The sequence below is a fragment of the Mycobacterium sp. GA-2829 genome, assembly GCF_001499965.1.
Lineage (GTDB): Bacteria > Actinomycetota > Actinomycetes > Mycobacteriales > Mycobacteriaceae > Mycobacterium.
Window position 1 is genome coordinate 1 of sequence record NZ_LQIT01000039.1, and the last position, 22,465, is coordinate 22,465.

Sequence of the window (22,465 nt, forward strand, 5' to 3'; positions counted from 1 at the left end):
CCCGGGGATCGGGGGCGCCGCCGGACATCCCGGCGCCGCCCCCGATCCCCGGGTTGCCCTGACGCGAGCCGCTACGGCAGCCGCCAGTCGATCGGTTCGGCGCCCATCCCGGTCAGCAGTTCGTTGACCCGGCTGAACGGCCGGGACCCGAAGAACCCCCGCGACGCCGACAGCGGTGACGGGTGCGGCGATTCGATCGCCACGCACGCGTTACCCGCCAGCATGGGTTTGAGCGTGGCCGCGTCCCGGCCCCACAGCACCGCCACCATCGGCTCATCGCGGGCGACCAGTGCCCGGATGGCGCATTCGGTCACCGGCTCCCAGCCCTTGCCGCGATGCGACGCCGGGGTGCCCGGCCGCACCGTGAGCACCCTGTTGAGCAGCAGCACGCCGCGCTGCGCCCACGGGGTGAGGTCGCCGTTGGTCGGTGCCGGGTAGCCCAGGTCGGCGGTGTACTCGGTGAAGATGTTGGCCAGGCTGCGCGGAAGCGGCCGCACCTCCGGATCCACCGAGAAGCTCAACCCGACGGCGTGACCCGGCGTCGGATACGGGTCCTGGCCGACGATGAGCACCCGCACCCGGTCGAACGGAAACGTGAACGCCCGCAGCACATTCGCCCCGGCGGGCAGGTAGCGGTGTCCGGCGGCGAGTTCGGCCCGCAGGAACTCCCCCATCTGTGCGACCTGGTCCCGCACCGGCTCGAGCGCCTGCGCCCAGCCCGGGTCGATGAGTTCGGAGAGTGCGCGTGCAGTCACGAAAAGCCAACCTAGCGTGCGGGGTTCGTCAGAAGGACTGCCAGCCCCGGTTTCCGGTCCACGCGTCGCCGTCGACCTGCACGTCGGCGGGCCCGTCGAGCACGCGGCCGATCGAACGCCACCCGGCGGGCGGTGCGCCGGGGAACGTCGCGACCAGCGCGTGGTCCTCACCGCCGCCGAGGACGAACTCCCACGGGTCGGCGCCGACGGCCGTCGCGGCACCGGTCACCGCGTCGTGGTCGGGGCGCAACGCCGCGCGCTCGAGGTCGATCCGGCAGTTCGACGCGGACGCGATGTGACCGAGGTCGGCCAGCAGGCCATCGGAGACATCGGTCATGGCCGTCGCCCCGGCGCTCGCAGCGAGGCGGCCCTGCCCGTAGGGCGGCGTCGGGACCAGATGCCGGGCCCGCAACGCCGCGAAGTCGTCGATCCCGTTGCGCCACAACGTGTACCCGGCCGCCGACCGGCCCAGCTCCCCCGCCACCGCGACGACGTCGCCTGCGCGGGCCCCGGCGCGGGTCACCGGCGCCCGCCCGGCCAGGTCGCCGAACACGGTCACCGAGATCACCCACAGCGGGGCGCGGACCAGATCGCCGCCGACGATGCCCGCCCCCATCGCCGACACCTCATCCCACATCCCCTCGCTGAGCTGCACCGCCGACATCGCCGGGGTGTCGGCCGGCGCGCCGAAGGCCACCACGAAACCGGTCGCGGCCGCACCCATGGCCTCGACGTCGGCGGCGTTCTGCGCGATCGCCTTGCGGCCCACCTGATGCGGGGTCGCCCAGTCCAGCCGGAAGTGCCGATCCTGGATCAGCATGTCGGTCGAGACCACCGTGCGGCCGTCGGAGAACGACAGCATCGCGGCGTCGTCGCCGGGCCCGAGCGCCACTGACGGTGGTTGGCGCCGCCCGCGCACCAACGCGTCGATCACCGCGAACTCACCGACTTCCGCCATCGTCGCGGCCGGGTCGAACGGCGTCATCTCACCTCCACCCGGCCGCCGTCACGACGCGCAGCACCGGCTCCACCTGCGGTACGTTTGGTCCCCCGGGAGTCTATGGGGGCGGACGGAGGCGAACACCGGTGGTCGAGGCTTTCATGCTGATCCAGACCGAGGTCGGGCGCGCCGAAGTCGTCGCGGCCCGGCTGGCCGAACTGCCCGGTGTGCAGAACGCCGAATACGTGACCGGCCCGTATGACGTGGTGGCCCGCGTCGGCGCCGAGAGCCTCGACGCCCTCACATCGGGTGTGGTCGCGAGCGTGCAGCGGGTCGAGGGCATCACCCGGACACTGACCTGCCCGATCGCGAACGGGGCGCACCCATAGGGTTGTTCGGATGACGTCCGAAGATCCACAACGAGCACCGCGCGACGGGCCCCCGCGGGCGCTGATGATCGCGGCGGTCGTGGTGGCCGTCGCGGCGCTGGTGGTGGTGCTCGGGATCGCGGCCGTGCGCCAGGGCAGGCCCGAACAGCGGCCGGTGGCGATCGCGCAGGTGCCCGCCCCGCGTGCGGACAGCCCCGAGTGCGGGGCGCTCTTGGAACGGCTGCCCGAGACCCTCGGCGACTTCCGCCGCGCCCCCACCGCCGAGCCGACGCCGGTGGGCACCGCGGCGTGGCAGGCCGGACCCGACACCGAGGCGGTCATTCTGCGCTGCGGACTGGACCGTCCGGTCGACTTCGTGGTCGGGGCGCCGCTGCAGGTGGTCGACGCGGTGCAGTGGTTCCGCGTCGGCGAGGAGGCCGCGCCGGGCAGCAGGCCGGAGAGCGAACAGACCCGCAGCACCTGGTACGCCGTCGACCGCCCGGTCTACGTGGCGCTCACGCTGCCGCAGGACTCCGGCCCGACGCCGATCCAGCTGATCTCCCGGGTGTTGACCGACACGATGCCGGCTCAGCCGATCGCGCCGGGTCCGCCGCGTTAGCGCAGGCCGGTCCCGCGGTTGACCGCGGTGTCGACCATCGCCGCGAGCAGCGTCGGATAGTCCACCCCGCTGGCGCCCCACATCCGCGGATACATCGAGATCGTGGTGAAACCCGGCATGGTGTTGATCTCGTTGACGACGGGTCCGTCGTCGGTGAGGAAGAAGTCGACGCGGGCCAAACCCTGGCAGTCGATGGCGCGGAACGCGCGGATGGCCAGCGCCCGGATCTCGTCGGCCACGTCGTCCTCGACCTTGGCCGGCACGTCGAGTTCGGCACCGTCCTCGAGGTACTTGGTCGCGAAGTCGTAGAAACCGTCCTCGCGGCCGCGCACCCCGGCCACCCGGATCTCGCCGACGGTGCTGGCCGCCACCCGGCCGTCGGGGTACTCGAGCACGCCGCACTCCAGTTCCCGGCCCGGGATACCGGCCTCGACGATCACCTTCGGGTCGTGCGTGCGCGCCAGGTCGATCGCGGCGGGCAGCTCGGACCAGTCCGACACCCGGCTGACACCGATCGAGGATCCGCCGCGGGCGGGTTTGACGAACACCGGCAGGCCGAGGCGGTCGCGCTCGTCGAGCGTCAGATCGCTCTTGCCGCGGCGCAGCACCACGTGGTCACCGACCGGCAGACCCTCGGCCACCAGCAGCTTCTTGGTGAACTCCTTGTCCATACCCGCGGCGCTGGCCAGCACCCCGGCGCCCACGTAGGGCACACCGGCCAGTTCGAGCAGGCCCTGGATCGTGCCGTCCTCCCCGTAGGGGCCGTGCAGCACCGGGAACACCACGTCGACGGCGGCGAGGACCTCCCCGGCCGCCGACGGGCTCAGCGAGACCAGCTCGCCGCGGCGGCCCGGATCGGCGGACAGTGCCAGCTCGGTGCCGGACGCGGCGTTCACCTCGGGCAGCCGCCCGTCGGTGATGGCCAGCGTCTCGGGGCTGCCGTCGGTGAGCACCCACGACCCGTCAGGGGTGATGCCGACCGCGACGACGTCGAACCGCTCCGGGTCGAGGTTGCGCAGAATGCTGCCCGCGGAGACGCAGGAGATGGCGTGTTCGGAACTGCGCCCGCCGTAGACGACGGCAACGCGGGTGCGCTGGATGCGGGCGTTCACAGTCAGCGAGGCTACCGTCCCGGCCGTGCGGCCGACGATTCGATGTCAGCCGAGCGCCGTGCCGAGGTCGGCGACCAGGTCGTCGGTGTCCTCGATGCCCATGGACAGCCGGGCGAATCCGCCGGGCACCGGATCGCCCCACCGGGCGCGCCGGTCGACCGAGGTGTGGATACCGCCGAAGCTGGTCGAGGCGACCAGCAGCTCGCTGCGCTCGACGAGGCGGTGGACCGCGGCGGCGTCGGCGAGTTCGATGGACACCAGCCCACCGAACCGCTTCATCTGCCGTGTCGCCACCGTGTGGGCGGGGTCCTCGGGCAGGCCGGGATACCGCACGGTGCGCACGGCGGGGTGGTTGCGCATCAGCATGGCGACCGCGAGCGCGTTCTGGCACTGGCGTTCGAAGCGCAGACCGGCGCTGCCCAGGCTGCGCAGGACCAGCCACGCCTCGAACGGCCCGAGGACGGGACCGGCCAGCAGCCGGTCGCTTTCCAACGCGGCCATCATCTCGGGGTGACTGCCCGCGACGTAACCGGCGATCAGGTCGCTGTGCCCCGAGAGTGCCTTGGTGGCACTGGCCACCACGAGATCGGCGCCCAGCGACAGCGGTTGCTGGCCGAGCGGGGTGGCGGTGGTGTTGTCCACGACGAGCGTCGCGCCGCGACGACGGCACGTCATCCCGAGCTGATGCAGGTCCACCACGTCCAGACCCGGGTTGGCCGGGGTCTCCGCGAGCACCACGTCGGCGTCCGCGGCCGCGGCGCACATCTCGGCCGCACTCGCCTCGACCACCGAGACACCCAGCGGCGCAAGATATTCGGCGGCGTAGCGGCGCACCTGGTAGTAGCCGTCGGACGGCACCACCAGACGCTTACCGGGCCCGGTAAGCACCCGCAACGCCGAACTGATGGCCGCCATCCCGGACCCGTAGGTCAGCGCGGCCGACGCCCCTTCGAGTTCGGCGAGCGCCGCCTCCAACCGCCGCCACGTCGGATTCGAACTGCGCCCGTAGGTGTCCAGCGGTTCCGCTTCGTCCGGCGACAGGTGGTACGCCGACACCGGTACCGGTGGGGTGGCGACGGGTTGACCCGGAACCGCTTCCGCGCCAACAGCTTTGACGCTGCGGGTGGAGTCGCCGTAGGTGCCGTCCATGCTGCGCTACTCCGGTTTGGTGCTGCGGCCCAGCAGCAGCACGACGGCCTCGTCGACGGACAGACCCTTGTGGCACACCTGGTTCACCGCATCGGTCAGTGGCATCTCGACGTCGTAGCTGTCGGCCAGCGCCAGCACCGACCGGCACGACGTGACCCCTTCGGCGACGTGGCCGCCTGCCGCACGCAGCGCGGACTCCATCGTGCCGCCCCGGCCCAACCGTTCGCCGAAGGTGCGGTTGCGCGACTGCACCGAGGTGCAGGTGGCGACGAGGTCGCCCACCCCGGCCAGCCCGGCGAGCGTCGCGGGTTTGGCGCCCAGCGCGATGCCAAGGCGCATGATCTCGGCCAGTCCCCGGGTGATGATCGCGGCGACGGTGTTCTCCCCCAGCCCCACCCCGACGGCCATACCGCACGCCAACGCGATGACGTTCTTGCACGCGCCGCCGATCTCGGCGCCGACGACGTCGGCATTGGTGTAGGGCCGCAGGTATCCGGTGGCCAGCGCGCGTTGCAGCGCGACCGCGCGCCCGCTGTCACTGCACGCCACGACGGTGGCGGCGGGTTGTTCGTCGGCGACCTCGCTGGCGAGGTTGGGACCGGTGACCACCGCGACGCGGGCCGGGTCGGCGCCGGTGACCTGGACGATGACCTGGCTCATCCGCATGAGGGTGTCCAGTTCGATGCCCTTGGCGAGGCTCACCAGCGTGGTGTCATCGCCGATCAGCCCCTTCCACTGTTCGAGGTTGCCGCGCAGACTCTGCGCGGGCACCCCGAGCACCACCGTGCACGCACCGGCGAGCGCCTCGACGGGGTCGGCGGTCGCGCGGATCGCCGTGGGCAGGTCCACGTTCCCGAGGTAGCCGGTGTTGCGGTGGGTCTCGTTGATCTCGGCGGCGACCTCCGGACGCCGCGCCCACAGCGTCACCGGGTTCCCCGCGTCGGCGAGGACTTTGGCCATTGCCGTCCCCCACGCTCCGGACCCCATCACCGCCGCCGTCACCACGCGTTCACCCTAGCGCGCAGCGCACGCGGCCCGACGGCGTCGGCCGAGGGCCCGTGGTGCTGGCAGGATGGCGCCATGCGCGGCACGACGACCAACGGCGCCGCCCCGCCCGCCCCGGATGCGGACGTGGCGGTGGTGATCGCCGTCAAACGCCTCGTCGCCGCCAAGACCCGGCTCGCGCCGATGTTGAGCCCCCTGGACCGGGAGACCCTGGTGCTGGCGATGCTCGTCGACACCATCACCGCGGCCGCCGCGGTCGGCGCAGTCACCGTCGTCACCCCCGATCCCGCCGCTTCCGCGGCCGTCCGGGCGCTCGGGGCCTCGGTGCTCGACGATCCGACCCCGCCCGGTCACCCCGACCCGCTCAACAACGCACTGCGCTCGGCCGCCGCTGCCGTCCGCTCGACCGGCCTCAATGTCGTTGCGCTGCAGGGCGATCTGCCTGCCCTACAGTCAGCCGAGCTGAGTGAGGCGATCACCGCCGCGCGGGCACACCCCCGTAGCTTCGTCAGCGACCGGCACGGCACCGGCACCTCGGCGCTGTTCGCGTTCGGCGTCGGGCTCGACCCGCACTTCGGCCCGGATTCCGCCGAGCGCCACCGCCGTTCGGGTGCGGTCGAGTTGGCCGCTCCGTGGCCGGGTCTGCGCTGTGACATCGACACCCCCGACGACCTGGCGGAGGCCCGCCTGCTCGGAGTGGGGCCGCGGACCGCACAGGCGGTCGGCGTCCGAAGGTGAACATCTCGCGGATGCGGTGGCAGGACGCCGTCTCCTTGGGGGAGGATCGGATCCATGACTGAAGCAGAGGCCGAGATCCGCGCGGACGACGGCGAACGGGCCAAGGGGGATTCCACTCCGGAGGCACCGCCCGCGGCGACGTCCCCCGCGGTCGACAACGCCCTGCCCGAGGATCGCTACCTCAACCGCGAACTGAGCTGGCTGGACTTCAACGCCCGCGTGCTGGCGCTGGCCGCCGACCCGTCCCTGCCGTTGCTCGAGCGGGCGAAGTTCCTCGCGATCTTCGCCTCGAACCTCGACGAGTTCTACATGGTGCGCGTCGCGGGCCTCAAGCGCCGCGACGAGACCGGACTGTCGGTGCGGTCGGCCGACGGTCTGTCACCGCGCGAACAGTTGCGCCGCATCAGCGAACGCACCCAGCAGATCGCCTCGCGGCATGCACGGGTCTTCCTCGACGGGGTGCGCCCGGCGTTGGCCGACGAGGGCATCGTGATCGTCACCTGGTCCGAACTCGACGACGCCGAACGCGCCCAACTGTCGACGTACTTCCACGAGCAGGTGTTCCCGGTGCTCACCCCGTTGGCGGTGGACCCGGCGCACCCGTTCCCGTTCGTCAGCGGGTTATCGCTCAACCTGGCGATCACCGTCCGCCACCCCGACGACGGCGGCCAGCACTTCGCGCGAATCAAGGTGCCCGACAACGTCGACCGCTTCGTCCGCCTCGGCGTGCGCGGCGACACCGGCGCGGTGGTGCGGTTCCTGCCGATGGAGGAACTCATCGCCGCGTTCCTACCGGTGCTGTTCCCCGGCCTGGAGATCGTCGAGCACCACGCCTTCCGGATCACCCGCAACGCGGACTTCGAGGTCGAGGAGGACCGCGACGAGGATCTGCTGCAGGCGCTGGAGCGGGAGCTGGCGCGCCGCCGGTTCGGATCGCCGGTGCGCCTCGAGGTCTCCGACGACATGACCGAGGGCATGCTGGAACTGCTGCTGCGCGAACTCGACGTCGACCCCGGCGACGTGGTCGAGGTGCCGGGTCTGCTCGACCTGTCGGCGCTGTGGCAGATCTACGACGTCGACCGGCCCGCGCTCAAGGACCGGCCGTTCGTCCCCGCCACCCCACCGGCGTTCGGTGAACGCGAGACTCCGAAGAGCATTTTCGCGACGCTACGTGATGGGGATGTGCTGGTGCACCACCCCTACGACGCGTTCTCCACCACGGTGCAGCGGTTCATCGAACAGGCCGCCGCCGACCCCAACGTGCTGGCCATCAAACAGACCCTCTACCGCACCTCCGGCGACTCCCCGATCGTCAACGCGCTCATCGACGCGGCGGAGGCCGGCAAGCAGGTGGTGGCGCTCGTCGAGATCAAGGCACGCTTCGACGAACAGGCCAACATCAAATGGGCCCGCACGCTGGAGCAGGCGGGCGTGCACGTGGTGTACGGGTTGATCGGCCTCAAGACCCACTGCAAGACCGCGCTCGTCGTCCGCCGCGAAGGGTCGATGATCCGGCGCTACTGCCACATCGGCACCGGCAATTACAACCCGAAGACCGCGCGTCTGTACGAGGACGTCGGACTGCTGACCGCCGCCCCCGACATCGGCGCCGACCTCACCGATCTGTTCAACTCGCTGACCGGTTACTCGCGTAAGGACGCCTACCGCAACCTGCTGGTCGCCCCGCTCGGGGTGCGCAAGGGCATCATCGAACGCATCGAACGGGAGGTCGCGGCCGCCCGCGACGGCACGGAGGGCCGAATCCGCCTGAAGGCCAATGCGTTGGTCGACGAACAGGTCATCGACGCGCTGTACCGTGCGTCGCAGGCCGGGGTTCGCGTCGAGGTGGTGGTGCGCGGGATCTGTGCGCTGCGGCCCGGCGTGCCCGGCTTCTCGGAGAACATCACGGTGCGGTCGATCCTCGGCCGGTTCCTCGAGCACTCCCGGATCCTGCACTTCCGCGCCATCGACGAATACTGGATCGGCAGCGCGGACATGATGCACCGCAACCTCGACCGGCGGGTCGAGGTGATGGCTCAGGTGAAGGATCCCCGCCTGACCGCGCAACTGGGCGACGTGTTCGAGTCGGCGCTCGACCCGGCGACGCGCTGCTGGGAACTCGGATCCGACGGCCACTGGTCGGCCTCGCCACGCGAGGGCGAGACCGTCCGCGATCATCAGGTGTCGCTGATGCAGCGGCACCGCCACCGGTGACGCAGCCGTCGTCGTCCCCCAGGAGTTGAGGGTGTCCAAGACCAAGACAACGAGTTCCGTTGCCGCACATCGTGATCGCATACCCGCCGCGGGTGCGGTGCTGTGGCGCCCCAACGGGGACGCGCCCGAGGTGGCGGTGATCCACCGTCCCCGCTACGACGACTGGTCACTGCCCAAGGGCAAGGTCGACCCCGGGGAGACCGAACCGGTCACCGCGGTGCGGGAGGTCCGCGAGGAGACCGGCTTCCACTGTGTCCTTGGCCGCCGGCTGGCGTCGGTCAGTTACCCGGTCGAGCAGGGTGTCAAGAAGGTCCGCTACTGGGCCGGGCGGGCGGTGGAGGGGTCCTTCTCCCCCAACGAGGAAGTCGACGAGCTGGTGTGGCTGCCCGTGCGCGAGGCCATCGCCCGGGTGGCGTACCCGCACGACCGCAAGGTGCTGCGCCGGTTCGCGAAGGCGCCCGCCGACACCCAGACCGTCCTCGTGGTGCGGCACGCAACCGCGGGCAGCAAGTCGCGTTACCGCGGCGACGACCGGAAACGGCCGCTGGACAAGCACGGTCGCGCACAGGCGGAGTCGTTGGTCGGCCAACTGCTCGCGTTCGGGGCCGATCAGCTCTACGCGGCGGACCGGACGCGCTGTGAGCAGACGATCGAACCGCTGGCCCAGGAACTCGACGAGCTGATCCATTCGGAGCCGACGCTGACCGAGGAGGCCTACTCCGAGGACAAGAAGCCGGCCCGTCGGCGGGTGCTCGAGATCGCGGCGAAGGCTGCCGCCGCGGGCCACACCCCGGTGATCTGCTCACAGGGCAAGGTGATTCCGGATCTGATCCAGTGGTGGTGCGACCGCGACGGGGTGCGGCCGGACAAGTCGCGCAACCGCAAGGGCAGCACCTGGGTGCTGTCGCTGTCGGAGGGCCGGATGATCGCCGCCGATCACATGGGTAGCCCCCTGGCGACCGACTGAAACGACGAAACCGCCGCGGATCGTGGGGATCCGCGGCGGTTCCTCGTTCAGCAGGGGATTACTTGCGGCCCTTCTTGGCCGGCGCCTTGCGTGCCGGAGCCTTGGTGGCCGTCTTCTTGGCGGCCGAGGCCTTCTTGGCGGGCGCCTTGGTCGCGGCCTTCTTGGCCGGGGCCTTGGTCGCGGTCTTCTTGGCCGGGGCCGTCTTCTTCGCCGCCGCGGTCGACTTCTTCGCCGGCGCCGACTTCTTGGCGGCAGCCGTCGTCGTCTTCTTGGCCGCGGTCGACTTCTTGGCCGGCGCGGTCTTCTTCGCGGCGGCGGTCGACTTCTTCGCCGGCGCCGTCTTCTTGGCGGCAGCCGTCTTCTTCGCCGCGGTCTTCTTGGCGGGGGCCTTCTTGGCGGCACGCTTGGCCGGTGCAGCCGCGACACCGCGCTTGACGGCGGGGCCTTCGGCCGCGAGCTTCTGTGTGCCAGAGACGATCGCCTTGAATTGCGCGCCGGGACGGAACGCAGGCACCGAGGTCGGCTTCACCTTCACCGTCTCACCCGTGCGCGGGTTGCGAGCGACGCGCGCCGCACGCCGACGCTGTTCGAAGACGCCGAAACCGGTGATGGTCACGCTGTCGCCCTTGTGTACCGCACGCACGATGGTGTCCACGACGTTCTCGACGGCGGCGGTGGCCTGCCGGCGATCAGTGCCCATTTTGGTTGTCAGTGCGTCGATAAGCTCCGCTTTGTTCATGCAAAACCTCCGAGACCCAGTGGTCCCTCTTGGACCGACTAGTGGACACGGTAAACCCACAGACCACTGATTTCCAAGAGCCACGCGCAGTTTCGGCGGCTCCTGGCTAATGTTTCGGCAATCCGGTTGGCCCCCTTGACGTCCTGTCGGGAGGTCCAAGAACGGGTGTCCGGGCGGCGATTTCGGGCGGTCTACCGCCCCGGCTCAGGCCGGCAGAGTGCGGGGTTTCCAGCTCGGCCGGTGCTGCTCGAAATCCGCGATCTGATCCTGTTTCCGCAGCGTAAGGCCTATGTCGTCGAGTCCTTCGAGCAGTCGCCATGCGGTGTAGTCGTCAATAGTGAACGGCACCACGACCGTTCCCGCGACGATGTTCCGATCTTGAAGATTGACAGTGATTTCCAGCCCGGGACTCTGCTCGATCAGCTTCCACAAAAGTTCGACATCATTTTGCGTCACTTCGGCGGCCAGCAGCCCGGCCTTGCCCGCATTGCCGCGGAAGATGTCGGCGAATCGGGACGAGATGACGACACGGAACCCGAAGTCCATCAGCGCCCAGACCGCGTGCTCGCGTGACGATCCGGTGCCGAAATCCGGTCCCGCCACCAGAACCGAGCCCTTGTCGAACGGCGGGAGGTTGAGCACGAACGAGGGGTCGTTGCGCCAGGCGGCGAACAGCCCGTCCTCGAAACCTGTTCTAGTGACCCGCTTCAGATACACCGCGGGGATGATCTGGTCGGTGTCGACGTTGGAGCGGCGCAGGGGCACGCCGATCCCGGTGTGGGTGCGAAAGGCTTCCATCGCAAGTACTCCTTAGCGGGCGGGGACGGCGGACAGGTCCGCGGGTGAGGACAGGGTGCCGCGGACGGCGGTGGCGGCCGCGACGGCCGGCGAGACGAGGTGTGTGCGCCCGCCTTTGCCCTGGCGCCCCTCGAAATTGCGGTTCGACGTCGAGGCGCAGCGCTGCCCCGGGGAGAGCTGATCGGGGTTCATGCCCAGACACATCGAGCAGCCCGCCTGCCGCCACTCGGCGCCGGCGTCGAGGAAGATCCGGTCGAGCCCTTCGGATTCGGCCTGTGCGCGCACCCGCATGGAGCCGGGCACCACGAGCATCCGCACACCCTCGGCCACGCTGCGGCCGCGCAGGACGTCGGCGACGACCCGCAGATCCTCGATGCGGCCGTTGGTGCAGGAGCCGACGAACACGGTGTCGACGGCGACGTCGCGCATCGGGGTACCCGCCTCAAGGCCCATGTAGGTCAACGCCTTTTCGGCCGCCTGGCGCTCGCCCTCGTCGAGGATCATCTCGGGGTCGGGCACCGAGGCCGACAGCGGCACACCCTGGCCCGGGTTGGTGCCCCAGGTGACGAACGGGCTCAGCTCCGAGGCGTCGATGTAGACCTCGGTGTCGAATTCGGCACCCGGATCGGTCCGCAGCTGCCGCCAGGCCTCGACGGCGGCATCCCAGTCGGCACCGGTCGGTGCGTGCGGGCGGCCGCGCAGGAATTCGAACGTGGTGTCGTCGGGGGCCACCATGCCCGCCCGCGCACCGGCCTCGATGCTCATGTTGCAAATCGTCATCCGACCCTCCATCGACAGCGATTCGATGGCGCTGCCGCGGTATTCGATGACGTGTCCCTGTCCCCCGCCGGTGCCGATCTTGGCGATGACGGCCAGGATGATGTCCTTGGCGCTCACCCCGGGCGGCAGTTCGCCGTCGACGTTGACCGCCATGGTCTTGAACGGCTTGAGCGCCAGCGTCTGCGTCGCCAGCACATGTTCGACCTCGGAGGTGCCGATTCCCATGGCGATCGCGCCGAACGCGCCGTGGGTGGAGGTGTGGCTGTCACCGCACACGACGGTCATCCCGGGCTGGGTCAGCCCCAGCTGCGGCCCGATGATGTGCACGATGCCCTGTTCGGCGTCGCCCATGGGGTGCAGGCGGATACCGAATTCTTCGCAGTTGCGCCGCAACGTCTCCACCTGGGTGCGCGACACCGGGTCGGCGATCGGCTTGTCGATGTCGACGGTGGGCACGTTGTGGTCCTCGGTGGCGATCGTGAGATCCGGACGGCGCACCGGCCGATTCGCCAGGCGCAGGCCGTCGAACGCCTGCGGACTGGTCACCTCGTGCACGAGGTGCAGGTCGATGTAGATCAGATCGGGTTCGCGCGCGGCGCCCTCCCCGGTGCCGAGCGCGACCACATGGTCGGCCCACACCTTCTCGGCCAGGGTGCGCGGTGTGGCGGGCTGTGCCATTACCTTCTCGATTCTCGATACGCGGCCTGCGACGTTGCGCTGGCATTCTCACATTGCGGGACGTTAGTATCTCCCTGTGAGACAGGATAGCGGCATCGGCGTGTTGGACAAAGCCGTGGGCGTATTGCACACGATCGCGGAGTCGCCGTGCGCGCTCGCCGAACTCTGCGAGCGCACAGGGCTGCCCAGGGCGACTGCGCACCGGCTCGCCGCGGGCCTGGAGACTCACCGCCTGCTCGCCCGCGACGCCGACGGCCGGTGGCGGCTGGGCCCCGCGCTGACCGAGCTCGCGGGTCAGGTCAACGATCCGCTGTTGGCCGCCGGTGCGGTGGTACTGCCGCGGCTGCGTGAGATCACCGGGGAGAGTGTGCAGCTGTACCGCCGCGAGGGCACCGCACGGATCTGTGTCGCGGCGCTGGAACCCCCGGCGGGACTGCGGGATACGGTGCCGGTCGGCACCCGGCTGCCGATGACCGCAGGCTCCGGAGCCAAGGTGCTGCTCGCCTTCGCCGACGCCGCCACCCAGCAGGCCGTGCTACCCGAGGCCATGTTCACCGAACGCACGCTGGCGGAGGTGCGCAGGCGCGGCTGGGCGCAGAGCGCGGCAGAACGGGAGCCGGGAGTCGCCAGCGTCTCGGCGCCGGTGCGCGACGGCAGAGGCGCGGTGGTGGCCGCGATCTCGGTGTCGGGGCCGATCGACCGGATGGGCCGCAGGCCCGGCGCCCGCTGGGCGGCGGATCTACTGGCCGCGGCCGACGCGCTCGCCCGGCGCCTGTAGACGCCCGCGAGACCGAGATCACCGTGACGTAGATCTCGTCGCACGCGGTTGAAAAAACGGCGCCCGACTCCGAAGAGCCGGGCGCCGTGATCTTGTACCCCCGATGGGATTCGAACCCACGCTACCGCCGTGAGAGGGCGGCGTCCTAGGCCGCTAGACGACGGGGGCTAGAACTTCCGGTTGGTCAGCATAGCTCAGGACGACATCACCGACCTAATCGCTACGCAGCTGGGGTACCAGGACTCGAACCTAGAATGGCTGAACCAGAATCAGCTGTGTTGCCAATTACACCATACCCCATTGGCAGCCCATAACCGCTGGTCACGGGCATTTCCGAAGCTTCCGCGCGGTGAGGATCGCCCCCGCGCGTCGTTCCGGCGCCGACGTGCACACTACCAAAGATTTCGGGGTGCTTTCGCCACGCTCCCCCTCAGGCGCCCCCGGAACCCTCCGCCCCAGCGTCTCCAGAAGCCGCGGCATGGTCCCGGCCGGCCCGCAACCGTGCCAGGCTGCGATCGCGGCCGAGCAGTTCGAGGGACTCGAACAGCGGCGGGCTGACCGAGGCGCCGGTGGCGGCCACCCGGATCGGACCGAACGCCTTGCGGGGTTTGAGTTCGAGACCGTCGAGCAGCGCCTTCTTCAGCGCCTCCTCGATCGCCGCGGTGGTCCATTCCCCGAGGCCCTCCAGCCCCGCCAGCGCGGCGTCGAGCACCGGCACCGCACCGGACTTGAGTTCCTTGGCGGCGGCCTTCTCGTCGAGGGCGAACGCGTTGTCGTCGAAGAACTTCAACAGCCCCCACGCGTCGCCGAGCACCACGATCCGGGTCTGCACCAACCGCGCCGCCTCGGCGAACTGCGCATCGTCGAGGCCGGTGTCGTGGCCGTGGGCGGCGAGGTAGGCCTTCAGACGGGCGATGAAGTCGTCCTCGCCGAGCATCCGGATGTGTTCGGCGTTGAGCGCGTCGGCCTTCTTCTGGTCGAAACGCGCGGGATTGGAGTTCACGTCGGCGACGTCGAACGCGGCCACCATCTCGTCGAGGCTGAACACGTCGCGGTCCTCGGCGATGCCCCAGCCCAGCAGCGCCAGGTAGTTGAGCAACCCCTCCGGGATGAACCCGCGGTCGCGGTGCAGGAACAGGTTCGACTGCGGATCGCGTTTGGAGAGCTTCTTGTTGCCGTCTCCCAGCACGCTGGGCAGGTGCGCGAACTCCGGCACCGCCTCGGCCACCCCGATGCGGATCAGCGCCTCGTACAACGCGATCTGGCGCGGCGTGGACGGCAGCAGATCCTCCCCGCGCAGTACGTGGGTGATCTTCATCAACGCGTCGTCGACGGGATTGACCAAGGTGTAGAGCGGTTCGCCGTTGCCGCGGGTGAGCGCGAAGTCGGGGATCGTCCCGGCGCCGAAGGTGGTCTCACCGCGCACCAGATCGCGCCAGGTGATGTCGCGGTCGGGCATCCGCAGCCGGATCACCGGATTGCGGCCCTCTTCGCGGTAGGCGGCGCGCTGCTCCTCGGTGAGGTCGCGGTCGTAGTTGTCGTAACCGAGCTTCGGGTTGCGGCCGGCGGCGACGTGGCGGGCCTCGACCTCCTCGGCCGTCGAATACGCCTCGTAGGCCTCGCCCGCGGCGACCAGCCGGTCGATCACGTCGCGGTAGATGTCGCGGCGCTGCGACTGCCGGTAGGGCTCATAGGGTCCGCCGACGCCGGGGCCCTCGTCGTAGTCCAGCCCCAGCCAGCTCAGCGCGTCGAGGATGGCCTGATAGCTCTCCTCGCTGTCGCGCGCGGAATCGGTGTCCTCGATGCGGAACACGAACGTGCCGCCGGTGTGCCGCGCGTAGGCCCAGTTGAACAGCGCGGTGCGGACCAGGCCGACGTGCGGTGTCCCGGTGGGCGACGGACAGAATCGGACACGAACGGGTGGGGCGGTCATCACTTTCCTTTTCGCACAACGGGATTGGTGAGGGTGCCGATGTTCTCGACGGTGACCGACACGGTGTCGCCGTCGTCGATCGGGGCCACCCCTTCCGGAGTCCCGGTGAGGATGAGGTCGCCGGGCAGCAGGGTCATCACCGCCGAGATCCACTCCACGATCGCACCGATGTCGTGCATCATCAACGAGGTCCGACTGCGTTGCCGCACCTCCCCGTTGACCTCGGTGCGCAGTTCGAGATCCGACGGGTCGACGTCGGTGACGATCCACGGACCCACCGGACAGAAGGTGTCGTGGCCCTTGGCGCGGGTCCACTGGCCGTCCTGCTTCTGTTGATCACGGGCCGACACGTCGTTGGCGATCGTGTACCCGAGGATGTTCTCGGCCGCCCTGGCGGCGGGCACGTCCTTGCACGGCCGCCCGATCACCACCGCCAGCTCACCCTCGAAGTGCACCGGGTTGGCGTTGGCGGGCAACTGGATCGGGATGTTGGGCCCGACGATCGCGGTGTTCGGTTTGAGGAAGATCACCGGATCCGGGAAGTGGCCGCCGCCCATCTCCTCGATGTGGGCGGCGTAGTTCTTCCCGATGCAGACGACCTTGCTGGCCAGGATCGGCGCGAGCAGCCGCACATCGGCCAGCGGCCACGACCGGCCGGTGAACGTGGGGGTGCCGAAGGGGTGTTCGGCGATCTCCCGCACCACCGTGGCGGGATCGTCCGGGGCCCCCTCGACGCTGACGAAGGCGACCCCGTCGGGGCTGGCGATTCGACCGAGACGCATGCCGCCAGCCTAGTGTCAGGCGTCCGGGCCCCCGGCAAGCGCCGCCCGCAGGAACGGGGTGGAGTCCGGCAGCGACGCCAGCACCGTCCCGCTGTGGTCCTCGTCGGGATAGACCCGCAGCGTCACGTCCTCGCCGTTGGCGGTCAGCTGATCGTTGAGGGTCAGCGTCGAATTCGGCGGCACGTCGCGGTCGAGCAGCCCGACGCCGAGGAAGATCGGGCGGTCGTAACCGCTGACCGGGGTGCCCATGTAGGCGTCGAGCGCCTCGGCCGCATCCGGCAGGGACGCCAGCGGCGCGGAGAAGAACTGCGCCGGGTTCTGTCCGGCGAGCGCCTCGTCGAGTGCGGGTTTGCACAGCGTCTCGGCGAGTTCGGCGGCACGCAGGCCCTGCGGGCTCAGCACGCTGTCGACGTCGAGGTCGGGCCGGGCCTCGCGGAACGCCGCCAGGATGTAGGCGGCGTAGCTGTTGGCGGCCGGGCCGAGTTCGGGCGGCAGCGCCATATCGGGCGCCGCACGTGTGGCGACCTGTTCGATGTTGGCCGGGGTACCGGTGGCCACCACGCCGCGGTAGTCCAGTTCGCTGCCTGCACTGAACTCGGTGGCCCAGCGGGCGCTGCTGACCGCCGCGGCCCCGCCCTGGGACTGCCCGACGATCGCCCACTTCGGCGACAGCGGCAGCCCGAAGCCGTGCGCGGCCACCACGGAGTCGACGACGGCGCGGGCGGTGGACCGGCTGTTGAGGTAGCTCATCAGCCCGGGGGTCCCCAGCCCCGTGTAGTCGGTGGCCACGACGGCGTACCCCTGATCGAGCCAGTGCGTGAGGTACTCGTCGTCGCGGTCCGAACGCGGCAGCGCCGAGGGGGTGCAGTCGTCGCCGAGACCGACCGTGCCGTGCGCCCACGCGACGGTCGGCCAGCCCCCTGCCGGCGGCGTGCCGTGCGGCAGGAAGACCGCCGCGGTGCTGACTGCGGGCGCGTCGTGCTGGTCGCGGGTCGCGTAGAGGATGCGGTAGGCCGCACCCGCCCCGAGTACCGACAGTTCCGGCGCCAGCGGCACCTCGCGGATCAGCGTGCCGGGCGCCGGGATCTCCCCGGTGTACGCCCGTGCGTCGAGCCCCGACCACTCCGGGGTGGCCGCCGACGCGGGGGCCGACGGCGCCGCCACGGCGAGGCCACATACCAGCAGCGCCACCGCGCCGACAGATCTCCAGATCACGCCCGACACCGTACGGGTCGTCACGACGACGTCCATAATGTGGGACGAGAGTTCAAACATCTGGGATGCCCGTGTCACCATGGGCGTATGACCACACCGGCGCTCGGGACGGCACGCCGTTGGTCGATGCTCGCGCTGGGTGTCGGGGCGACGATGTGCGCCAACGTCTTCATCTACGGTGCGGCGTTCCTGATCCCCACGCTGCACACCGAACGCGGCCTCGACCTCGCCGTCGCGGGCTTGATGTCGTCGATGCCGAGTTTCGGCATGGTGGTCACCCTGATCGCGTGGGGTTGGGTCGTCGACCGCAGCGGTGAACGCTTCGTGCTGACCGCCGGCTCGGCGCTCACCGCGGCCGCGGCATTCGGCGCGGCCGCGGTGGATTCGCTTCCGGCCGTTGGCGCGTTGCTGTTCCTCGGCGGGATGGCCGCGGCCGGGAGCAATTCCGCCAGTGGCCGCCTGGTGGTCGGGTGGTTCCCGCCACATCAGCGGGGTCTGGTGATGGGCATCCGGCAGGCGTCGGTGCCGCTCGGCGTCGGCCTCGGCGCGCTGGTGATCCCCCGCTTGGCGCAGAGTCACGGCGTCGCGACCGCCCTGCTGTTCCCGGCGATCGTGTGCGCGGCGGCGGCGGTGCTGTGCCTGGTGGGCGTGCTCGACCCACCGCGACCCCCACGCGCCGAAGCCGCCGCCGAGGTGCTGGCCAACCCGTACCGCGGCGGGGCGGTGCTGTGGCGCATCCACGCCGTCTCGGTGCTGTTGGTCATCCCCCAGGCGGTGGTGTGGACGTTCACGTTGGTGTGGCTGATGTCCGAGCGCGGGTGGTCGGCGGCGTCGGCCGGCGCACTCGTGACGGTGGCCCAGATCCTCGGCGCCGGTGGCCGGGTCGGCGCGGGCTACCTGTCCGACCGGGTCGGCGACCGGTTGCGCCCGATCCGCTGGATCGCCTGGGCGGCGGCCGGCGTGATGGCACTCGTCGCCGTCACCGATGCGCTGGGTTCCCCGGTCAGCGTCGCGCTGATGGTCGCCGCCTCGGTGATCACCGTGTCGGACAACGGGTTGGCGTTCACCGCGATCGCCGAGATCGCCGGGCCGTTCTGGAGTGGCCGCGCCCTTGGCACGCAGAACACCAGCCAGCATCTGGCCTCGGCCGCGTCCGCGCCGGTGTTCGGCGGGCTGATCGGGATCTTCGGATATCCGTTGGCATTCGGCTTGCTCGCGGTGCTGCCGCTGCTCGCACTGCCGCTCGTTCCGGTCACACCGGAGGCCGCGGTCAGGCCTGCTCGAGATTGACCGCACACTCCGACAGCGCGCGGGTGAGCTGACGCCGCGCGGTGTCCGAGACGCCGCTCAGCATCGCGGCCTCGACGCCCGCCACCGCGGTGTGGGCGGCGGCCAACCGCCGCCGCCCCTGTGGGGTGACGTTGAGGGGCTGGGCACGACCGCCGTCGCGGCCCCCGGCCTCGTCGACGAGACCCGCCGACCGCAGGCCCGTCAGCACATCACGCAGGGACTGCCGCGTCACGAAGCACAGCCGCGCCAGCTCCGAGGCCGACGCGTCGGGATGGTCGGCGAGCGCCCGCAGCACCGAGTACTGGGCCATCGACAACCCGGTCGGCCGCAGGGCCGCATCGCACCGCCGCCGCAGCGCCTGCTGCACCCGCTTGACCAGATATCCGACCATCAACTCGGTTTCGGCCACACCCATGACAGGAACCTTACATTCCTGCTAGATTGTCAGGAACCTGACATACCGGGAGGAACAGATGACCCGCATCGACGCGCACAGTCCCTACGCGACCCTGATCAACGTCTTCACCGTCGAACCCGCCAACGCCACCGCGCTGGTCGAGCTGCTCGACCAGGCCACCGAGGAGGTCATGCGACACCAGGACGGGTTCCGCACGGCCAACCTCCACCTCAGCGCCGACCGGACCAGGGTGGTCAATTACGCGCAGTGGGACAGCCCGGAGGCCTACCAGCGCATGCTCGCCGACCCGGTGGCGCGCGAACACATGGGCCGGGCCGCCGCACTCGCGATCGGATTCGACCCGCACCTCTACACCGTCGAAGCGGTGCACGCCGTGCGTTAGGTTGTCGGCGTGGAACCCCTGCTGCTGCACAACGCCACGCTCATCGACGGCACGGGCGCGGCACCGCTGCCCGACGCCGCGGTGCTCGTCGCCGACGGCCGCATCCAATGGGCGGGAACCGCGTCCGGGGCGCCTTCGGTTGAGGCGACCCGAATCGACCTCGGCGGCAACACGATCTGCCCCGGGTTCTTCGACTGCCATGTGCACTTCAGCCTGCCCGGCGCGGGGGCGCCGCCGCTCGACCGGGCGCTCAATCCCCCGTCGTACCAGTACTTCCAGTTGATCGACCGGTTACGCGTCACGCTGCACAACGGCGTGACCACCGCCCGCGACCTGATGGGAATCGACGCCGGGGTCCGCAACGCCGTCGCCCACGGCCTGATCGAGGGCCCCCGGTTGCTGGTGGCGATCAACATGATGAGCCAGACCTGCGGGCACGCCGACTTCCATCTCCCGTCCGGCATCGACCTGACGCCGCTGATCGGGGGCTCGCTGGTCGACACCGTCGACGAAGCCCGCAGGCGCACCCGCGAACTCATCGCAGCGGGCGCCGACGTCATCAAGGTGGCCACCAGCGGTGGGGTCTCCTCCCCCAGCGACCAACCCGAATGGCTGGGCATGCGCCGGGAACTCATCGCCGCGGTGGTCGAGGAGGCCGGGGCCTACGGCCACAAACGCGTCGCCGCGCACGCGATCGGGTACGCCGGCATCCAGGCGGCCGTCGAGGCGGGCGTCACCAGCGTCGAACACGGCTACCAACTCGACGACGCACTGCGTCAGAAGATGGTCGACGACGGCATCTTCCTCGTTCCCACCCTGCTGGAGACCATGGCCGACGTGACCTCGTCCCCCGCCGGTCAGGCCAAGAGCGCCCACTGGCACACCGTCGCTCACGAGTCGATCGGTGCCTCGGTCGCCGCGGGCGTGAAGATCGCCGTCGGCACCGACGCCGGGCTGAGCCCCGCCCACGGCACGAACCTGAAGGAACTCGGACTGCTGGTGCGCTTCGGCGGCCTCACCCCGATGCAGGCGATCGTCGCGGGCACTTCGACATCGGCCGAATTGTGCGGTCTGGCAGACGAATTGGGCACGGTGGCGGCGGGCAAACTCGCCGACCTGGTGATTGTGCGGGGCGATCCACTGGCCGACATCGACGCGGTCGGCGAGCCCGACAACATCCTGTTGGTGCTCAAAGAGGGCCGCGTGGCGATCGACCGTGCGGGGTTGCTGCCGTCCTAGGCGGAAGCACCATCAGCGCGGCGGCCAGAAAACACAGCGCCCCGACGAACGTTCCGCTGTTGGCGAGCAGCGCGTCCGCGGTGACACCGGACCCGGTGACGAACGCGCCCACCGCCGACACCCCGAACGCCACACACCCGATCATGTTGACCCACTGGGCCTGCCACACCCGCGAACGCGCGGTCGCCGTCACCGCTGCGATCCCGAGCGCGCCGCTGACCAGGAACGCCGCCGAACCCGTCGCGTCGGGCGCCCACACCAGATGACGCTCCGCACTGACCGCATGCGCCCACACCGCCGCCCCGGTACTCACGTTGAACAGCAGCGTGCCCATGAACTGTGTTGCCGCCGAACCGTATTCGAGACGCGTCCCGGCGCGGGCGCCGGTGAGCTGAAGCCACGCGGCAGTGGTGAAGAAGAACGATCCGGCGAAGCACAACGCGTTGGCCGCGCCGGCCCCGGCCACGGCGGCGAAGCCGGGCACGGTGGCCAGCGCGAACAGCGCGGAGCCGATCGCGAACAGCCAGCACTGCCGCGCCGGCGTCGTCACCTACAGCAGACCGACGATCCGGTCACCGACGGCGGTGGTGCCGAGCTTCTCGTCGCCGCGGCCGGCCAGGTGCGCCTCCACCGCCTTGTCGACGCGGGCGGCGGCGTCGGTCTCGCCGACGTGGGCCAGCAGCAGGGCCACCGACATGATCGCCGCGGTCGGATCCGCGATGCCCTGCCCGGCGATGTCCGGGGCGCTGCCGTGCACCGGTTCGAACATCGACGGGTTGGTGCGCGTGGCGTCGATGTTGCCGCTGGCGGCCAGCCCGATCCCGCCGCACACCGCGGCGGCCAGGTCGGTGACGATGTCGCCGAACAGGTTGTCGGTGACGATGACGTCGAACCGGCCCGGATCGGTGACGATGTGGATCATCGCGGCATCGACGTGCTGGTAGGCGATCTCGACGTCGGGGTACTGCTCGGCCACTTCCTGCACGGTGCGCCACCACAGCGCGCCGGCGAAGGTCAGCACGTTGTTCTTGTGCACCAGGGTCAGGTGCTTGCGGCGCTGCTGGGCGCGGCGGAACGCGTCCTCGACCACCCGGCGCACGCCGAACGCGGTGTTCAGGCTGACCTCGGTGGCCACCTCGTTGGGGGTGCCGACGCGGATCGCGCCGCCGGTGCCGGTGTAGGGCCCCTCGGTACCCTCGCGCACCACGACGAAGTCGATCTCGGGGTTACCGGCCAGCGGACCGGTGACGCCGGGATAGAGCTTGGCCGGCCGCAGGTTGATGTGGTGGTCCAGCGCGAACCGGGTGCGCAGCAGCAGACCCCGTTCGAGCACCCCGCTGGGCACCGACGGATCACCGATGGCGCCCAACAGGATCGCATCGTGGGATTTGAGCTCCTCGAGCACCGAATCGGGCAGGATCTCGCCGGTCGCGTGGTAGCGCCGGGCGCCGAGGTCGTAACTCGTCTTCTCGACGTCGGGCAGCACCGCGTCGAGCACCTTGACGGCCTCGCCGATCACCTCGGGTCCGATACCGTCACCCGCGACGATGGCCAGTTTCATCGATG

Annotated in this window: 23 protein-coding genes and 2 tRNA genes; 9 read left to right on the forward strand and 16 right to left on the reverse strand. The window is 70.4% G+C overall.

Annotation, left to right across the window (positions count from 1 at the left end):
- Positions 1–71 precede the first annotated feature (71 nt).
- Together AU194_RS21750 and AU194_RS21755 are read right to left on the reverse strand one after the other, a co-directional pair.
- Positions 72–755 carry a uracil-DNA glycosylase gene (locus AU194_RS21750; RefSeq protein ID WP_059091348.1) on the reverse strand — a complete coding sequence of 228 codons (684 nt, stop codon included), beginning with the start codon at positions 753–755 and terminating at the stop codon, positions 72–74.
- 28 nt (positions 756–783) lie between these two features.
- On the reverse strand, positions 784–1,740 hold the full coding sequence (locus AU194_RS21755; RefSeq protein ID WP_059091349.1) for a thiamine-phosphate kinase: 957 nt from the start codon (positions 1,738–1,740) through the stop codon (positions 784–786).
- A 116-nt stretch (positions 1,741–1,856) separates the two neighbouring features.
- Between AU194_RS21755 and AU194_RS21760 the strand changes: the two genes are divergently transcribed.
- Positions 1,857–2,084, forward strand: a complete 228-nt coding sequence (locus AU194_RS21760) for an Lrp/AsnC ligand binding domain-containing protein (RefSeq protein WP_059091395.1) — start codon at positions 1,857–1,859, stop codon at positions 2,082–2,084.
- 10 nt (positions 2,085–2,094) lie between these two features.
- Positions 2,095–2,682 (forward strand): DUF3515 domain-containing protein, encoded by a 588-nt coding sequence (locus AU194_RS21765; RefSeq protein ID WP_059091350.1) that lies wholly within the window; start codon positions 2,095–2,097, stop codon positions 2,680–2,682.
- On the opposite strand, the gene AU194_RS21770 is transcribed toward AU194_RS21765, so the two are convergent.
- The 3 genes from AU194_RS21770 to AU194_RS21780 are packed head-to-tail and all read right to left on the reverse strand — an operon-like array spanning position 2,679 to position 5,930.
- Complete coding sequence (locus tag AU194_RS21770; RefSeq protein ID WP_059091351.1) at positions 2,679–3,794, reverse strand: D-alanine--D-alanine ligase family protein; 1,116 nt, start codon at positions 3,792–3,794, stop codon at positions 2,679–2,681. The two genes, AU194_RS21765 and AU194_RS21770, sit on opposite strands and share 4 nt — an antisense overlap.
- 45 nt (positions 3,795–3,839) lie before the next feature.
- Entirely contained in the window at positions 3,840–4,943 is a 1,104-nt protein-coding gene (locus AU194_RS21775; RefSeq protein ID WP_059091352.1) for a cystathionine gamma-lyase, read from the reverse strand.
- A 6-nt stretch (positions 4,944–4,949) separates the two neighbouring features.
- Positions 4,950–5,930 carry an NAD(P)H-dependent glycerol-3-phosphate dehydrogenase gene (locus AU194_RS21780; RefSeq protein ID WP_197417707.1) on the reverse strand — a complete coding sequence of 327 codons (981 nt, stop codon included), beginning with the start codon at positions 5,928–5,930 and terminating at the stop codon, positions 4,950–4,952.
- 93 nt (positions 5,931–6,023) lie between these two features.
- On the opposite strand from AU194_RS21780, the gene cofC reads away from it, so the two are divergent.
- The 3 genes from cofC to AU194_RS21795 are packed head-to-tail and all read left to right on the forward strand — an operon-like array spanning position 6,024 to position 9,867.
- Positions 6,024–6,686, forward strand: a complete 663-nt coding sequence (cofC, locus tag AU194_RS21785; RefSeq protein WP_059091354.1) for a 2-phospho-L-lactate guanylyltransferase — start codon at positions 6,024–6,026, stop codon at positions 6,684–6,686.
- A gap of 54 nt (positions 6,687–6,740) precedes the next feature.
- Positions 6,741–8,900 (forward strand): RNA degradosome polyphosphate kinase, encoded by a 2,160-nt coding sequence (locus tag AU194_RS21790; RefSeq protein ID WP_059091355.1) that lies wholly within the window; start codon positions 6,741–6,743, stop codon positions 8,898–8,900.
- Positions 8,901–8,931: 31 nt separating this feature from the next.
- Entirely contained in the window at positions 8,932–9,867 is a 936-nt protein-coding gene (locus tag AU194_RS21795) for an NUDIX hydrolase (RefSeq protein ID WP_059091356.1), read from the forward strand.
- A gap of 58 nt (positions 9,868–9,925) precedes the next feature.
- Here AU194_RS21795 and AU194_RS21800 read toward each other — a convergent pair whose 3' ends face one another.
- The 3 genes from AU194_RS21800 to leuC all read right to left on the reverse strand — a co-directional run bounded on the left by AU194_RS21800 (position 9,926) and on the right by leuC (position 12,862).
- Positions 9,926–10,606: an HU family DNA-binding protein gene (locus AU194_RS21800; protein ID WP_059091357.1), complete on the reverse strand. Its 681-nt coding sequence runs from the start codon at positions 10,604–10,606 to the stop codon at positions 9,926–9,928.
- Between the two features lie 204 nt (positions 10,607–10,810).
- A complete protein-coding gene (leuD, locus tag AU194_RS21805) occupies positions 10,811–11,404 on the reverse strand; it encodes a 3-isopropylmalate dehydratase small subunit (protein ID WP_059091358.1) in 594 nt (197 codons plus the stop codon).
- A 12-nt stretch (positions 11,405–11,416) separates the two neighbouring features.
- Positions 11,417–12,862 carry a 3-isopropylmalate dehydratase large subunit gene (gene leuC / locus AU194_RS21810; RefSeq protein ID WP_059091359.1) on the reverse strand — a complete coding sequence of 482 codons (1,446 nt, stop codon included), beginning with the start codon at positions 12,860–12,862 and terminating at the stop codon, positions 11,417–11,419.
- Positions 12,863–12,938: 76 nt separating this feature from the next.
- On the opposite strand from leuC, the gene AU194_RS21815 reads away from it, so the two are divergent.
- On the forward strand, positions 12,939–13,640 hold the full coding sequence (locus AU194_RS21815) for an IclR family transcriptional regulator (protein ID WP_059091360.1): 702 nt from the start codon (positions 12,939–12,941) through the stop codon (positions 13,638–13,640).
- Positions 13,641–13,735: 95 nt separating this feature from the next.
- Here the strand turns inward: AU194_RS21815 and AU194_RS21820 are convergent.
- The 5 genes from AU194_RS21820 to AU194_RS21840 all read right to left on the reverse strand — a co-directional run bounded on the left by AU194_RS21820 (position 13,736) and on the right by AU194_RS21840 (position 17,606).
- Positions 13,736–13,808, reverse strand: a tRNA-Glu gene (locus tag AU194_RS21820).
- A gap of 60 nt (positions 13,809–13,868) precedes the next feature.
- A tRNA-Gln gene (locus AU194_RS21825) sits at positions 13,869–13,940 on the reverse strand.
- Between the two features lie 130 nt (positions 13,941–14,070).
- Complete coding sequence (gene gltX, locus AU194_RS21830) at positions 14,071–15,573, reverse strand: glutamate--tRNA ligase (protein WP_059091396.1); 1,503 nt, start codon at positions 15,571–15,573, stop codon at positions 14,071–14,073.
- Positions 15,573–16,355, reverse strand: a complete 783-nt coding sequence (locus tag AU194_RS21835) for a fumarylacetoacetate hydrolase family protein (RefSeq protein ID WP_059091361.1) — start codon at positions 16,353–16,355, stop codon at positions 15,573–15,575. Before AU194_RS21835 ends, gltX begins: the two co-directional genes overlap by 1 nt.
- A gap of 15 nt (positions 16,356–16,370) precedes the next feature.
- On the reverse strand, positions 16,371–17,606 hold the full coding sequence (locus tag AU194_RS21840) for a lipase family protein (RefSeq protein ID WP_082698778.1): 1,236 nt from the start codon (positions 17,604–17,606) through the stop codon (positions 16,371–16,373).
- Between the two features lie 51 nt (positions 17,607–17,657).
- On the opposite strand from AU194_RS21840, the gene AU194_RS21845 reads away from it, so the two are divergent.
- On the forward strand, positions 17,658–18,860 hold the full coding sequence (locus AU194_RS21845; protein WP_059091362.1) for an MFS transporter: 1,203 nt from the start codon (positions 17,658–17,660) through the stop codon (positions 18,858–18,860).
- Here the strand turns inward: AU194_RS21845 and AU194_RS21850 are convergent.
- A complete protein-coding gene (locus tag AU194_RS21850; RefSeq protein ID WP_059091363.1) occupies positions 18,841–19,275 on the reverse strand; it encodes a MarR family winged helix-turn-helix transcriptional regulator in 435 nt (144 codons plus the stop codon). The two genes, AU194_RS21845 and AU194_RS21850, sit on opposite strands and share 20 nt — an antisense overlap.
- A gap of 58 nt (positions 19,276–19,333) precedes the next feature.
- Between AU194_RS21850 and AU194_RS21855 the strand changes: the two genes are divergently transcribed.
- A complete protein-coding gene (locus AU194_RS21855; RefSeq protein ID WP_059091364.1) occupies positions 19,334–19,660 on the forward strand; it encodes an antibiotic biosynthesis monooxygenase in 327 nt (108 codons plus the stop codon).
- 9 nt (positions 19,661–19,669) lie between these two features.
- Entirely contained in the window at positions 19,670–20,899 is a 1,230-nt protein-coding gene (locus AU194_RS21860) for an amidohydrolase family protein (RefSeq protein WP_059091365.1), read from the forward strand.
- On the opposite strand, the gene AU194_RS21865 is transcribed toward AU194_RS21860, so the two are convergent.
- Entirely contained in the window at positions 20,850–21,449 is a 600-nt protein-coding gene (locus AU194_RS21865; RefSeq protein ID WP_059091366.1) for a hypothetical protein, read from the reverse strand. The two genes, AU194_RS21860 and AU194_RS21865, sit on opposite strands and share 50 nt — an antisense overlap.
- Positions 21,450–22,460 carry a 3-isopropylmalate dehydrogenase gene (locus tag AU194_RS21870; RefSeq protein WP_059091398.1) on the reverse strand — a complete coding sequence of 337 codons (1,011 nt, stop codon included), beginning with the start codon at positions 22,458–22,460 and terminating at the stop codon, positions 21,450–21,452. It abuts the gene before it with no gap.
- Positions 22,461–22,465: the final 5 nt, after the last annotated feature.

Bases quoted from the DNA above. Each gene is read 5' to 3' on its own strand.
- AU194_RS21755 (WP_059091349.1), bottom strand. From the start codon at position 1,740: ATGACGCCGTTCGACCCGGCCGCGACGATGGCGGAAGTCGGTGAGTTC.
- AU194_RS21760 (WP_059091395.1), top strand. From the start codon at position 1,857: ATGCTGATCCAGACCGAGGTCGGGCGCGCCGAAGTCGTCGCGGCCCGG.
- AU194_RS21765 (WP_059091350.1), top strand. From the start codon at position 2,095: ATGACGTCCGAAGATCCACAACGAGCACCGCGCGACGGGCCCCCGCGG.
- AU194_RS21775 (WP_059091352.1), bottom strand. From the start codon at position 4,943: ATGGACGGCACCTACGGCGACTCCACCCGCAGCGTCAAAGCTGTTGGC.
- AU194_RS21780 (WP_197417707.1), bottom strand. From the start codon at position 5,930: ATGGGGTCCGGAGCGTGGGGGACGGCAATGGCCAAAGTCCTCGCCGAC.
- cofC (WP_059091354.1), top strand. From the start codon at position 6,024: ATGCGCGGCACGACGACCAACGGCGCCGCCCCGCCCGCCCCGGATGCG.
- AU194_RS21790 (WP_059091355.1), top strand. From the start codon at position 6,741: ATGACTGAAGCAGAGGCCGAGATCCGCGCGGACGACGGCGAACGGGCC.
- AU194_RS21800 (WP_059091357.1), bottom strand. From the start codon at position 10,606: ATGAACAAAGCGGAGCTTATCGACGCACTGACAACCAAAATGGGCACT.
- leuD (WP_059091358.1), bottom strand. From the start codon at position 11,404: ATGGAAGCCTTTCGCACCCACACCGGGATCGGCGTGCCCCTGCGCCGC.
- leuC (WP_059091359.1), bottom strand. From the start codon at position 12,862: ATGGCACAGCCCGCCACACCGCGCACCCTGGCCGAGAAGGTGTGGGCC.
- gltX (WP_059091396.1), bottom strand. From the start codon at position 15,573: ATGACCGCCCCACCCGTTCGTGTCCGATTCTGTCCGTCGCCCACCGGG.
- AU194_RS21835 (WP_059091361.1), bottom strand. From the start codon at position 16,355: ATGCGTCTCGGTCGAATCGCCAGCCCCGACGGGGTCGCCTTCGTCAGC.
- AU194_RS21840 (WP_082698778.1), bottom strand. From the start codon at position 17,606: ATGGACGTCGTCGTGACGACCCGTACGGTGTCGGGCGTGATCTGGAGA.
- AU194_RS21845 (WP_059091362.1), top strand. From the start codon at position 17,658: ATGACCACACCGGCGCTCGGGACGGCACGCCGTTGGTCGATGCTCGCG.
- AU194_RS21850 (WP_059091363.1), bottom strand. From the start codon at position 19,275: ATGGGTGTGGCCGAAACCGAGTTGATGGTCGGATATCTGGTCAAGCGG.
- AU194_RS21855 (WP_059091364.1), top strand. From the start codon at position 19,334: ATGACCCGCATCGACGCGCACAGTCCCTACGCGACCCTGATCAACGTC.
- AU194_RS21870 (WP_059091398.1), bottom strand. From the start codon at position 22,460: ATGAAACTGGCCATCGTCGCGGGTGACGGTATCGGACCCGAGGTGATC.